The sequence below is a fragment of the Olleya sp. YS genome (assembly GCF_029760915.1).
Lineage (GTDB): Bacteria > Bacteroidota > Bacteroidia > Flavobacteriales > Flavobacteriaceae > Olleya.
The window spans coordinates 1,447,157-1,460,443 of record NZ_CP121685.1 but is presented as its reverse complement, the minus strand read 5'-3'; the positions used below and the strand labels follow the sequence as shown (position 1 = coordinate 1,460,443).

The 13,287-nt window shown below is 31.6% G+C and carries 16 protein-coding genes; 13 read left to right on the top strand and 3 right to left on the bottom strand.

All coding sequences use genetic code 11. The annotated features are described in order from the left end of the window. The first annotated feature begins 24 nt into the window (after window positions 1–24). From Ollyesu_RS06655 to Ollyesu_RS06605, 11 genes are all read left to right on the top strand, one after another. Window positions 25–1,809 (top strand): tetratricopeptide repeat protein, encoded by a 1,785-nt coding sequence (locus Ollyesu_RS06655; RefSeq protein ID WP_279303014.1) that lies wholly within the window; start codon window positions 25–27, stop codon window positions 1,807–1,809. Between the two features lie 5 nt (window positions 1,810–1,814). Beyond that, window positions 1,815–2,327 (top strand): GNAT family N-acetyltransferase, encoded by a 513-nt coding sequence (locus Ollyesu_RS06650; RefSeq protein WP_279303013.1) that lies wholly within the window; start codon window positions 1,815–1,817, stop codon window positions 2,325–2,327. 2 nt (window positions 2,328–2,329) lie between these two features. Then, window positions 2,330–2,653 carry a DUF4286 family protein gene (locus Ollyesu_RS06645; protein ID WP_279303012.1) on the top strand — a complete coding sequence of 108 codons (324 nt, stop codon included), beginning with the start codon at window positions 2,330–2,332 and terminating at the stop codon, window positions 2,651–2,653. A 28-nt stretch (window positions 2,654–2,681) separates the two neighbouring features. After that, on the top strand, window positions 2,682–3,479 hold the full coding sequence (rsmA, locus tag Ollyesu_RS06640) for a 16S rRNA (adenine(1518)-N(6)/adenine(1519)-N(6))-dimethyltransferase RsmA (RefSeq protein ID WP_279303011.1): 798 nt from the start codon (window positions 2,682–2,684) through the stop codon (window positions 3,477–3,479). A 25-nt stretch (window positions 3,480–3,504) separates the two neighbouring features. Next, window positions 3,505–4,854, top strand: coding sequence for a magnesium transporter (mgtE, locus tag Ollyesu_RS06635; protein ID WP_279303065.1), 1,350 nt, complete (start codon window positions 3,505–3,507; stop codon window positions 4,852–4,854). Between the two features lie 34 nt (window positions 4,855–4,888). Beyond that, the gene (locus tag Ollyesu_RS06630; protein WP_279303010.1) at window positions 4,889–5,254 is read left to right on the top strand and encodes a cupin domain-containing protein; all 366 of its coding nucleotides are present in this window, start codon (window positions 4,889–4,891) and stop codon (window positions 5,252–5,254) included. A gap of 31 nt (window positions 5,255–5,285) precedes the next feature. Continuing rightward, complete coding sequence (locus Ollyesu_RS06625; protein WP_279303009.1) at window positions 5,286–6,224, top strand: 2-hydroxyacid dehydrogenase; 939 nt, start codon at window positions 5,286–5,288, stop codon at window positions 6,222–6,224. A 25-nt stretch (window positions 6,225–6,249) separates the two neighbouring features. Next, window positions 6,250–6,705: a DUF1801 domain-containing protein gene (locus tag Ollyesu_RS06620; RefSeq protein ID WP_279303008.1), complete on the top strand. Its 456-nt coding sequence runs from the start codon at window positions 6,250–6,252 to the stop codon at window positions 6,703–6,705. A gap of 5 nt (window positions 6,706–6,710) precedes the next feature. After that, on the top strand, window positions 6,711–7,097 hold the full coding sequence (locus tag Ollyesu_RS06615) for a VOC family protein (protein ID WP_279303007.1): 387 nt from the start codon (window positions 6,711–6,713) through the stop codon (window positions 7,095–7,097). Window positions 7,098–7,152: 55 nt separating this feature from the next. After that, window positions 7,153–7,695, top strand: a complete 543-nt coding sequence (locus tag Ollyesu_RS06610; RefSeq protein WP_279303006.1) for a hypothetical protein — start codon at window positions 7,153–7,155, stop codon at window positions 7,693–7,695. Window positions 7,696–7,811: 116 nt separating this feature from the next. Next, window positions 7,812–8,138, top strand: coding sequence for a metalloregulator ArsR/SmtB family transcription factor (locus Ollyesu_RS06605; protein ID WP_279303005.1), 327 nt, complete (start codon window positions 7,812–7,814; stop codon window positions 8,136–8,138). Window positions 8,139–8,151: 13 nt separating this feature from the next. Here Ollyesu_RS06605 and Ollyesu_RS06600 read toward each other — a convergent pair whose 3' ends face one another. The 3 genes from Ollyesu_RS06600 to Ollyesu_RS06590 are packed head-to-tail and all read right to left on the bottom strand — an operon-like array spanning window position 8,152 to window position 11,750. Continuing rightward, complete coding sequence (locus Ollyesu_RS06600) at window positions 8,152–9,975, bottom strand: lysophospholipid acyltransferase family protein (protein WP_279303004.1); 1,824 nt, start codon at window positions 9,973–9,975, stop codon at window positions 8,152–8,154. A gap of 44 nt (window positions 9,976–10,019) precedes the next feature. Next, a complete protein-coding gene (locus Ollyesu_RS06595) occupies window positions 10,020–11,270 on the bottom strand; it encodes an aspartate kinase (protein WP_279303003.1) in 1,251 nt (416 codons plus the stop codon). Continuing rightward, on the bottom strand, window positions 11,271–11,750 hold the full coding sequence (locus tag Ollyesu_RS06590) for a GNAT family N-acetyltransferase (RefSeq protein ID WP_279303002.1): 480 nt from the start codon (window positions 11,748–11,750) through the stop codon (window positions 11,271–11,273). Window positions 11,751–11,869: 119 nt separating this feature from the next. Here Ollyesu_RS06590 and fbp point away from each other — a divergent pair, with 119 nt between their 5' ends. Together fbp and Ollyesu_RS06580 are read left to right on the top strand one after the other, a co-directional pair. After that, window positions 11,870–12,877, top strand: coding sequence for a class 1 fructose-bisphosphatase (fbp, locus tag Ollyesu_RS06585; RefSeq protein ID WP_279303001.1), 1,008 nt, complete (start codon window positions 11,870–11,872; stop codon window positions 12,875–12,877). Between the two features lie 49 nt (window positions 12,878–12,926). After that, entirely contained in the window at window positions 12,927–13,283 is a 357-nt protein-coding gene (locus Ollyesu_RS06580; RefSeq protein WP_279303000.1) for a fructose 1,6-bisphosphatase, read from the top strand. Window positions 13,284–13,287: the final 4 nt, after the last annotated feature.

Here is a 13,287-nt window from a genome sequence, read left to right as displayed (position 1 = left end):
ATTGGATTTATTATATTTACAATTATGATGTTTAAACGATTTTTAATCCTATCATTTTTAGTTTTTTCTTGCATAGCCAATGCACAAGAAGATTTGGTTGCACGAGAATATTTTAATAGTGGCGAATTTGAAAAAGCGTTAAGTAGTTATAAAAAACTGTATAGTAAAAACACGAAAAACAATAACTACCTCTTAAAAATTGTAAAAATTGAACAACAATTAGAATTGTTTAAAGATGCAGAAGTAAGACTTTTAGAAGCTATTCAAAAAAGAGCTGCTCCTGACTTATTGGTTGAGTTAGGTTATAATTATCAATTACAAAAGGATACAATCAACGCCAACAACTATTACAATCAAGCCATAGCAACTTTAGACGACAACGCAAATAATGCCTATCGCGTTGGTCGCACTTTTGAAAATTTATCACTTTTAGACCAAGCCATAACAACTTACAACAAAGCAATGGAGCTGAAGCCAATCTTAAACTTTAGCATGCAATTAGCACGTATTTATGGAGAGCAAGGTAACGTTGAAAAAATGTTTAGCAGTTATATAGATTTTGCAGAGGTTAATCCAAATTATATAGACTCTATAAAAAGGTATGTTAGTGAGTTCATTTCTGAAGACAGCACAAATGAAAGTAATATTTTCCTTAGAAAAATTCTACTTAAAAAAATACAGCAGTCGCCAAATGTGATGTGGAATGAGATGCTCAGTTGGTTATTTATTCAACAAAAAGAATTTAATAAAGCATTTGCACAAGAAAAAGCCATTTATAAACGTGAATTAGAAAGTTTAGATCGTATTATCGAGTTAGGTTTAATTGCTGAAAACCAAAAACAATATAATGAGGCGTTATCTATATTCAATTTTATTATTGAAACCACTCAAGATATTGACACCAAATTAACTGGTCATTTAAAAACCCTACAAATAAAGACTAAAACTGGTTTGCCTGAAGCGTATCAAGACATCAGAGAAGACTATGTTTCTATTTTTGAAGCCTACGGTAAAACACCTCAAACACTAGACTTACAAATTAGTTACGCTCATTTTTTAGCATTCTATCTTGATAATCCTACTGAAGCTATTAACCTATTAAAAGACACTTTAAATTACAATGTTTCTGAAAGCCAACTAGCTTTAGTAAAGTTAGAATTAGGTGACATTTTAGTATTAGAAGAAAAATTTAATCAGGCTTTAATTTATTACACTCAAATTGAGCGTAATCTTAAAAATAGTACGCTGGCTCAAGAGGCTAGATTTAGGGTTGCAAAAACTAGTTATTATAAAGGCGATTTTAAATGGGCAGAATCCCAATTAAAAATTTTAAAATCTTCAACCTCTCAATTAACAGCAAATGATGCTTTAGATTTAAAATTATTAATTAGCGATAACAGAGCTGAGGACTCGTTACAACGAGCCTTAAAAAAATATGCAAAAGCAGATTTGTTGGCTTTTCAAAACAAAAACAAAGATGCCATCAAAATTTTAGGCCAAGTCTTAGAAGACCATAAAACCGAAGTTATTGTACCTCAAGCTTTATTTAAACAAGCCACGTTATTTGAAAAACTACAGGGCTTTGAAAAAGCTAAAAACAATTACCAACGTATCATCAAAGATTACAAAGACAGTATATTAATGGATAATGCATTATATAATTTAGCTGAACTATATGTAAATCAACTTGCACAACCTGAAGAAGCAAAAAAATTATACGAAGCCATATTGTTTAACCATTCAGATAGTATTTTTGCTGTAGAGGCTCGTAAAAAATTTAGAGCATTACGTGGTGACGCCTTAAACTAATAGTAATGGTAGTTGCAGAAACAGAACGTCTTTTAATCACTAAATTTTCTTTAGAAGATGCTCCTTTTTTTATCGAGTTGGTTAATACTCCAAAATTCATAAAATATATAGGTAATCGTAAAGTAAAAACTATAGAGCAAGCCCAAGAGCGCATCACTAATGGACATCTAAAAAACTATGCCGAACTTGGTTATGGCTTTTATAAACTATTATTAAAATCAGAAAACAATAAACCAATAGGTACTAATGGCTTAACAAAACGAGACACGTTAGAACTACCAGATATTGGTTTCGCGATGTTACCAGAATATGAAAATAAAGGATTTGGTTACGAATCTTCAATTGCAGTTTTAAAATTAGCTAAAAATACCTATAAGCTTAAAAAAATTGGTGCCATAACATTAGAACACAACGTCAATTCTATAAAACTATTAGAAAAATTAGGCTTGACCTATGAAAAAAAGGTAAAACCCTTTGAGGACGATGCAGAACTTCTGTTATTTGTAAAAAACTTATAACAATGTACATATATAATGTTACAGTAAATATAGACGATAGCGTTCATGATGATTGGCTTATCTGGATAAAAGAGCATATTCCACAAGTATTAGCAACAGGAAAATTTGAAAAAGCAACCCTGACAAAAGTTTTAGTGGATGAAGATATGGGTGGACAAACCTACTCTATTCAATATAAATCCTATTCGCGCGAAGCATTAGATGCTTATTATAAAGAAAACGCAGACGCTTTAAGAATTGAAGGATTGAAAAAATTTGCAGATAAAATGTTAGCTTTTAGAACAGAGCTTCAGATTATAGATGAATATAATGTAGAGTTTAAATAATTCAGCTTACGCTGAAAAAAACCGTATCATGTCAAACCACAAAGGAAATAATCATCAAGTAAAAGCTAAAAAATTCTTAGGGCAACACTTTTTAGAAGACGAAAGTATTGCACAAGATATTGCAGACTCATTGACATTAAATGGTTACGACAACGTCTTAGAAATTGGTCCAGGAATGGGTGTTTTGACCAAATACTTACTTAAAAAACCTATAACCACTTATGTTATCGAGATTGATACAGAAAGTGTAGACTACTTAAAAAACAACTACCTTAATCTAGCACCTAGAATTATAGAAAAAGATTTTTTAAAGTACGATTTAAGCCAAACGTTTAAAGAAGAATCTTTTGCTATTATTGGTAATTTTCCATACAATATTTCAACACAAATAGTTTTTAAAACCTTAGAGTTACGAAATCAAATTCCGGAATTTTCTGGAATGTTTCAAAAAGAAGTCGCACAACGTATTTGCTCTAAAGAAGGCTCAAAGATATACGGAATCCTATCGGTTTTAACTCAAGCGTTTTATGAAGCTGAGTATTTATTTACAGTACCTCCAACAGTATTTAACCCACCACCAAAAATAGAATCTGGTGTGTTACGTTTAACTAGGAAAGAAAACTACAATTTACCCTGTGATGAAAAACTATTTTTTAAAGTAGTTAAAGCAGCTTTTCAACAACGCAGAAAAACCATGCGTAATAGTTTAAAAACATTTGATTTGTCTGATAATTTAAAAGCAAATGTTATATTTGACAAACGACCAGAACAAATAAGTGTCGCTCAATTTTTAGAGCTAACAAGCTTGATAGAAAACGACAAATAAACTAGAATTGGAAGACAGCCAAAACATACAATTTCAACTTTCTGATGCACTTATAGAGCAAGTAGAATTATTTATCGAACTAAAAAACGATAAAGCACTTCGACAGCTATTAGAAGAGTTTCACTACGCAGATATTGCGGAAATTTTAGATGAAGTAGGTTTAGAAGATGCGATGTATGTTATTAAACTTCTAGATTCTGAAACTACATCTGATGTCCTTATGGAATTGGATGAAGATAATCGTGAAAAAGTCCTTAAAAACCTTTCCGCTAAAGAGATTGCAGAAGAAATTGAAGAATTAGATACCGATGATGCTGCAGATATTATTGCAGAATTACCAGAAAATCGTCAAGCTGAAGTTATTTCCAAAATTGAAGATGAAGACCATAAAGCAGAAATTGAAGAACTACTTGCTTATGATGAAGATACAGCTGGTGGATTAATGGCGAAAGAATTAGTAAAGGTTTATGAAACCTGGACTGTTGCTGGTTGCTTAAGACGTATAAGAGGTCAAGCACAAAATGTTAGTCGTGTACACTCGATTTATGTGGTTGATAAAGAAGAAAAACTAGTTGGACGTCTCTCGTTAAAAGATTTAATTACCGCAAAAAGCGAACAAAAAATAGCAGAACTGTCTAATAGTAACGTAGACTATGTTTATGTAGAGGAAGATGTAGAAGATGTCGCTAAAATTATGCAAAAGTATGACCTAGAAGCTATACCAGTTGTAGATCAAGAAAAAACGCTATTAGGTCGTATTACTATTGATGATATCGTAGATGTCATACGCGAAGAAGCAGATAAAGACTATCAACTTGCAGCAGGTATATCTCAAGATGTAGAAGCAGATGATAGTATTTTAGAGTTAACCAAAGCACGTTTACCTTGGTTAGTCCTTGGTCTTTTTGGTGGATTGGGAAGTGTATTTATTATGAAAGGCTTTGAGGATATTATGGCAACTGTACCAAATTTGTTTTTTTATACACCACTAATAGCAGCTATGGCTGGTAATGTTGGTGTACAATCCAGTGCTATTATTGTACAAGGTTTAGCTAACGACAATGTAAAAGGAAGTCTGTTTAACCGACTAATAAAAGAAGTAGGTTTAAGCCTAATCAATGGGTTTGCACTAGCACTTTTGGTTATTCTATTTGGTTATTTTATAGGTCAAGACACCACAGAAAGTGTTGCTATTGCTGTATCTATGATGTCTGTCATAGTAGTAGCTGCATTAGTGGGTACGTTTGTGCCAATAATATTAGACAAGAGAGGTATTGATCCAGCAATCGCTACAGGTCCTTTTATTACCACAAGTAATGATATATTAGGGATTTACTTATTCTTTATTATTGCTGGTCAAATTATTGGTTTTTAATTTGGATTGAAATTAAAATCCGTATTTTTAATCAATGCAAGCATTAAATGTAAATCAGAAGTTCACAAAATTTTCTAAACACTGGAAACCACATCAAATTGCTATTGTGGATGATATGCAAATCCTTTTAGCTAAGTTAAAAGGTGATTTTGTATGGCATAGTCATGAAAATGAAGATGAGCTGTTTCAAGTCGTAAAAGGTACTCTTTACATGCAATTTAGAGACCGAACAGAAGTTGTAAAAGAAGGTGAAATGATAGTTGTACCAAAAGGCGTCGAGCATAATCCTTCAACAAAAAATGATGAAGAAGTCCATGTTTTATTATTTGAAAAATTAACTATTGCACATACAGGACAAGTACAACATGAAAAAACACAAACCCATTATCCTAAAATTTAAAATCTAATTTTTTAAATTTTTAGTTCAACACATGAAAATACTTCACTTAGATACCAACCATCCACTCTTAATCAATCAACTCAATGATTTAGGATTTGAAAATCATGAAGATTACAGTAGTTCTAAAGCAGAGGTTCAAAAAAAAATACATAACTACGATGGATTTATAATTAGAAGTCGATTTAAAATTGATGCAGATTTTTTAGCCTCAGCAACAAATTTAAAGTTTATAGGTCGTGTTGGTGCAGGATTAGAAAATATAGATTGTGACTATGCAGAACATAAAGGAATAGCTTTAATTGCTGCACCAGAAGGTAATCGAAATGCAGTAGGAGAACATAGTTTGGCAATGCTTCTATCTTTATTTAATAAATTGAACAAAGCAGATACAGAAGTAAGACAAGGTAAATGGCTACGCGAAAATAATCGTGGATTAGAGTTAGATGGTAAAACTATTGGTTTAATAGGTTACGGAAATATGGGTAAAGCTTTTGCTAAAAAGCTTCGTGGGTTTGATGTTGATGTTTTATGTTACGATATAAAAGCAAATGTAGGAGATGATAATGCTAAACAAGTTAGCTTAGAAGAACTTCAAGAAAAAATAGACGTATTAAGTCTCCACACGCCCGAAACACCTTTAACTATTAATATGGTTAATTCAGATTTTATTAATGGGTTTAAAAACCCGTTTTGGTTAATTAACACTGCTAGAGGGAAAAGTGTCGTTACTTCAGACTTGGTTAAAGCCTTACAATCTGGACAAATTTTAGGTGCAGGTTTAGATGTTTTAGAATATGAAAAAGGGTCGTTTGAAGATTTATTCACTAATCAAAACTTACCAAAAGCGTTTCAGAATTTAATTTCGTCTAAGAATGTTTTACTAACTCCTCATGTAGCAGGTTGGACCATTGAAAGTAAAGAAAAATTAGCGCAAACTATAGTAAACAAGATAAAAGCAAAATTTTGTTAGCTTTATAACATTAAAACTAACTATTATGACATCAAAAGCTGAAACTCCAGAAGAGTATATCAATCAACTTCCAGAAAACCGTAAAGCGCCAATTACAAAACTGCACAATCTAATAAAAAAACATATGCCTAAAGGCTTAGAATCAGGAATGGGATATGGTATGCTAGCATACTATGTACCTAAGTCTATTTATCCAGCAGGTTACCATTGTAAACCGTTTCCACCATTACCTTTTATAAATTTGGCCTCTCAAAAAAACTTTATAGCCTTGTATCATTCTGGTTTATATGCAAAAAAGGAATTATATGATTGGTTTGTTTCTGAGTACCCAAAACACTGTAAAACCAAGTTAGATATGGGAAAAAGTTGTGTTCGGTTTAAAAAAGTAGATGATATTCCGTATAATTTAATTGAAGAGCTTTTAGCAAAAATGACTGTAGAAGAATGGATAACAATATATGAGTCTGCAATAAAAAAATAGATATTATGAAAAAACGTGTAACAGGAATTGGTGGCTTATTTTTTAAAACTAAAGATCCTAAAGCCTCTAAAGATTGGTATAAAAAACATCTTGGTTTTAATACAGACGATTATGGCTGCACCTTTTGGTGGAAAGATAAAGAAGGTAAAGATTGTTCTACTCAATGGAGTCCATTTAAGGATGATACCAAATATTTTGAGCCTTCAAAAAAGGAGTTTATGTTTAATTATCGAGTAGAAAATTTAAAAGAATTGATGACCACTTTAAAAGAAGAAGGTGTGACTGTTGTTGGCGAGATTGAAGAGTATGACTATGGTAAATTTGGATGGATCTTGGATAATGAAGGAAATAAAATAGAACTTTGGGAACCTGTAGATAAGGCCTTTTTATAGTAATTATTTGAAAAATATAATATATTAGCATTCAGAAAATTAACACACAAAACACATGAGCGAAGAGAATAAAAATTTAGAAAATGAAGCAGAAGACACTGTAGACAATCTTGAAGAAACAGTTAATGAAACTGCTGAAGAAGTAAGTGAAACCTCCAATGAGGCTTTTGAAGAAGCAAAAGCAAAAACAGAAGCAGTATTAGATAAAGCAGAAGATAAATTTGAAAACATCAAGGCTGAAGCCAAAGAAACATACGAAAAGGCTAAAGCTAAAGCTACCGAGTTTATTAATGAAGATGCCAAAGAGTTTATGGATGACGCCAAAGAAAAAGCTTCAAAACTAGCTAAAGAAGCTGGAGAAAAATTTGATGACTTTTCTGAAGACGCTAAAGAAACCTACGAAAAAGCAAAAGAGAAAGCATCAAAATTTATAAATGAAGATGCTAAAGAAATGTTGGATGACGCTAAAGAAAAAGCTAGCAAATTTGCTGATGAAGCTGGAGACAAACTGGAAGATTTTGCAGAGGATGCCAAAGAAGTTATAGAAGAAACGACTAAGAAAACAAAAAACTTCTTCCAAAGATTATTTGGCAAATAGTTATAGTACAATAAAATTTTAAAACCAAAATCTGTTTTGATTTTGGTTTTTTATGTATTTTTAACATTGTGATATTGCAATATCACAATTATAATATTAATTAATAATTAAAATCTATGGGATTCTCAAAAAAACAACTGTTTAATACGACTCAAAATCAAGTAGCAAATTACACTAAAGTATTAGGTCATCCAGCTAGAGTTGCCATGATACAACACATTAGCGAACATAAAAACTGCAATTGCAATGAGCTTGTAAAAAGCACTGGACTATCTCAACCAACCATATCACAACATCTAGTTGAAATAAGAAAGATTGGTTTATTAAAACAAAAAGTGAAGGGTAAAAATCTATTTTATACTATTGATACCAACCAACTTAATGAGTGTAGACGCGTGGTCAATGATTTTTTTGTTAAAACTCAGGTAAATTGTAGTAAGTAATATTCAAAATTATTTAAGACTCATTATTTTGCTCAGACACCTTGCGTTCTAACTCTGCTTGAAATTCTTCCATAACAGGTCTTACCGTACTTTCTGGTAGGTCAGCAATTTTTATATACATCAACCCATCGACAGCATTATTAAATAATGGGTCTACATTAAATGCTACTAATCGTGCATTTTGTTTGATGTATTTTTTAAGTAGTACTGGTAGTCTTAAAGCTCCAGGCTCTATTTCGTCAATAATCTTATCAAATTTATTTAAATCAGCTTCAGTAGCATCAAAAACAAAATCTTTATCAGCATCCTTTAGTTTTACTTTAAATTCTTTTTTAGGATGCACATATTGTGCAACGTATGGATCGTAATAATGAGATTTCATGAACTCAATCATTAGTGATTTTGAAAATTCTGAAAACTGGTTACTAATACTAACACCTCCAATTAAGTACTTGTGCTCTGGATGACGTAAAGTAGTATGTACAATCCCTTTCCATAGTAAAAATAAAGGCATTGGTTTTTGTTGATAGTCTTTAATAATAAAAGCACGTCCCATTTCTATAGACTCGCTCATCATTTTATACAATTCTGGTTCAAATCCAAATAAGTCTTGAAGATAAAAACCATTTATACCATGATTTGCAAATATTTGAGATCCTAATCCCATTCTGTAAGCGCCTGCTAAAACATTGGCTTCGTAATCCCATAAAAATAGATGATGATAATACTTATCAAATTGGTCTAAATCTATAGACTCATTAGTCCCTTCGCCTACTTCTCTAAAAGTTATTTCTCTTAAACGTCCAATTTCTCTGAGTAAGTTGGGCATATCTTCAGCTTGAGCTAAAAAGACTTCGTAGTTTTTACTGGTTAATAATTTACAGTCATTAGTTCTAAGCTTTTCCACTTCGTTAATCATAGAGTCTTGACTAACAGGAGTGACAATTTGTTTTGGAGGCTTAGATGATTTGGGAACTTTTAAACTGGATGATATGGTATCTATAATTTTTTCTTTTGGCTCAAATGCATTGGAAAGCATATAGGTTTTTTTTCTGATAAATTCAGAAAAATCAGTTAGCGACTCATGCTCTGCCTGATCTGATATACTTATAGGTTTACCAATTCTAACTTTAATAACTCTTCGCTTTTGAGTTAATAGTTCCGAAGGTAATTTAGCGGTTCTAAACGTATCATTAATCTTAGATAATTTATAAAAGAGCTTACTGTTTTTTGCATGAAAATAAATAGGAACCACAGGTACATTTGCTTTCTGTACCAATTTCATTGCTGCTTCCTCCCAAGGTCTATCAACCATTAACTTACCATCTTTATATGTAGACACCTCTCCTGCTGGAAATATACCAAGTGGACAACCTGCTCTTAAATGCGATATAGCGCTTTTAAATCCCGCAATACTAGACTTAACATCTTTCCTGTCTTCAAAAGGATTTACTGGCATTATATAAGGTTTCATTGGTTCTATGCGATGTAGTAAAAAGTTGGCGATAATTTTAAAATCGTCACGCTGCTCCAACATTAATTTTAATAGCAGAATGCCATCTATTCCTCCAAGTGGATGATTTGATACTGTTATATAAGCACCTTCTTTAGGTAAACGTTTTAAATCTTCTTCTGGAATTTCAAATTTAATTTGAAACTCGTCTAAAATTCCATTTAAAAATTCTAAATCTTTTAAATGTTTATTTCGATTGTATATTTTATTTAAAGTTGAGATTTTTAAAACTTTCATTAGCAACCACCCAACAAAAGTGCCTAAAAACCCATACTTATCAAGTTTTATAGCTTTTGAAACTTCTTTAGCAGTGACTAATCCCATTTAATATTTATCATTTTTGGTTGATACAAATGTAATCAATAGATTTATTTTGTTACTATTTGTAATGTTTCTTGAAACATTTGTTTCAATAACACAGTTTTTCCAGCTTCTAAATCGTTGATTGCTTTTTGGTTATAGTGTCGTATAGTATATAATGATACATTATTATTACAGTTGACTTTAAACTTAGCTTTTAAATGTAGCAATAATGGTTCTAAATTATCATAATTATTATCAAAACAGACCGAAAAACTGATTGCAGAGTTTTGTATTACATCTACTTTCATTTTATACTTAGATAATAGATTAAATATCTCGCTGATATTATCTTCGACGATATAAGAAAAATCTAATGTTGACAAGGATAATAAGACCTGATTTTTTTTAACAATAAAACAAGGTACTTCTGGCTGAATCCCTTGTGTTTTATTAACCACTGTTCCATTTGCTTTTGGATTTAAAAACGATTTGACATACAACGGGATTTCTTTACGTTGTAAAGGTTGTAATGTTTTTGGATGAATAACAGAGGCGCCATAAAAAGCTAACTCGATTGCTTCAGTATAGGAAATAGAGTTAAGTAATTGTGCGTTATTAAAGTGTCTTGGGTCTGCATTTAATACTCCAGGAACATCTTTCCAAATAGTCACACTGTCTGCATTTAAACAATAGCCTAAAATAGCAGCTGTATAGTCACTTCCTTCACGACCTAAGGTTGTTGTAAAATTATTTTTATCACTTCCTATAAAACCTTGTGTTACATTTAGCTTTTGTGTATCGATATGCTTTGTCACTAATTGCTGAGTTTGCTCCCAGTTTACATTAGCTCGTCTGTAATAATCATCTGTTTTGATTAATTGTCTAACATCTATCCATTGGTTTGCAAATCCTTTAATGGCTAAATATTGACTTATAATCGTTGTGGATAACAACTCGCCATATCCAATGACTTGATCATAAACAAAATTATAGTCTGGAGACTTATTGGCTTTTAAAAAGACTTTTAATTCTTCAAAAAGAGTATTAGTAATCTTAAACACAGGATGATTCTCATTCTCAAAAAGCTCTAAAATAATAGTATTATGATAATTGATAACCTCTTGAATTGCAGATTGTAATTCTTTTTTATTGTCAAAATAGTGTCCAACAACAACCTCTAAAGCATTTGTTGTTTTTCCCATTGCTGAGACAACTATCATCGTGTTTTTATGTCCTACTTGCTCTAAAACAGAAATCAAGTTTTTGACCCCATTGGCATCTTTTACAGAAGCACCTCCAAATTTAAATACTCTCATTTATAAGTTTTCGATGTAATTTTGTATTTGTTCTCCATCCATTTGCACTAAATACCAATCTTTTAATAAAGTAACTCCTTTACTTTCGTAAAATTTAATAGCTGGCTCGTTCCAGTCTAAAACTTCCCAACAAATGCGTTTTGCACCTAAGCTATAACCATATTTAATAACTTCATCTAAAAGCATAGTTCCTAGTCCTTCTCCTCTAAACTCGTCTTTAACTATTAAATCCTCCAAGTGCACAGTTTTACCTTTCCAAGTAGAAAAACGAAGATATATTAATGCTATTGCAACAATAGCGTCATTTTTTTCTGCTACGAAACAAGTAAAAAGAGGATGTTGTCCAAAACCATGTTCTAACAAGTCCTCTTTAGTAACGATAACTGCATCTGGTTCTTTTTCAAATACAGCTAGCTCCTTTATTAAATCTAATATTGCTGAAACATCTTTCTTTTCGGCAAAGCGGATAGTAAACGTCATGTATCAATAATTTAATCAAATATAGTTTAAGAATGTTTACTAAACCAAAATATAACTAACTACAACGTTATAATTGTTAAAAAATACGATATTTGTAACAAATAGCACAACTACTACTTATGTCTAAAAAAAATCAAACTTTAGGAGAGTTTATTATAGAGAATCAGGCCTACTTTAAATACACTTCTGGAGAATTATCTCGTTTAATAAATTCTATTCGTCTTGCAGCTAAGGTCGTTAATCATGAGGTTAATAAAGCTGGCTTAGTTGATATTATCGGAGCTGCAGGTGATACAAACATCCAAGGAGAGGATCAACAAAAACTAGATGTTTATGCCAATGACAAGTTTATTCAAACCCTGACTAATCGTAATATTGTTTGTGGTATTGCTAGTGAAGAAGAAGATGATTTTATTAGCATAAACAGTCAAGATGACAACAATCAAAACAAATACATTGTACTTATAGACCCTTTAGACGGTTCTTCAAATATTGATGTTAATGTATCCGTTGGAACTATTTTTTCTGTATACAGACGTGTAACTCCTGTTGGTACACCTGTAACTATTGAAGATTTTTTACAACCAGGACATCAACAAGTAGCTGCTGGTTATGTTGTATATGGCACATCAACAATGTTGGTTTACACAACAGGTCATGGCGTTAATGGATTTACTTTAAACCCAGCTATTGGAACCTTTTACTTATCGCATCCGGACATGCAATTTCCTGAAGATGGAAATATCTATTCTGTAAACGAAGGTAATTACATCCACTTCCCTAAAGGAGTAAAAAACTATATAAAATATTGCCAAATGGAAGAAGGTGACCGACCATACACTTCAAGATATATAGGGTCGTTAGTCTCTGATTTTCATAGAAATATGATTAAAGGTGGAATTTATATGTACCCTAAAAGTTCTAAAAATGAAGAAGGGAAATTAAGATTATTATACGAATGCAATCCTATGGCGTTTTTAGCAGAACAAGCTAATGGTAAGGCTAGTAATGGTTTTAAAAGAATTTTAGACATACAACCTTTAGAGCTACATCAACGTGTCCCGTTTTTCTGTGGGAGTAAAAATATGGTGCTTAAAGCCGAAGAATTTATGCAAAACACCAATTAAATAACGTTATATCTATTTTTTTGCTATTTTTGAAAAATAAATTATCCTAATGGCAAAGACAGACAAAACTAATCAAGAAACAGCGCATAACTCTGCAGAAGCAGCATCTAAGATAGATGCAATTAAGCAACTTATTTTTGGTGAAAATATGCAAGCTTACGATAGTGAGTTTGAAACACTAAAAAAAGATATTCTTTCAAAAAAACAAGAGTTAGAAGCGTTAGTAGACGAAGTTAAGTCGGAATTACTACAAAACATCGACAATTTAAGTACAGATATTAATATCAGAATAACTGAATTAGAAAACACTTTTGAAGATAAAGCTGAAGCTTTGGATAACAAAAAAGTGGATCGTAAACTTCTAGGAGAACTCTTAACTAAATTGGGCGAAAAAATAAGTCAGTAATAAC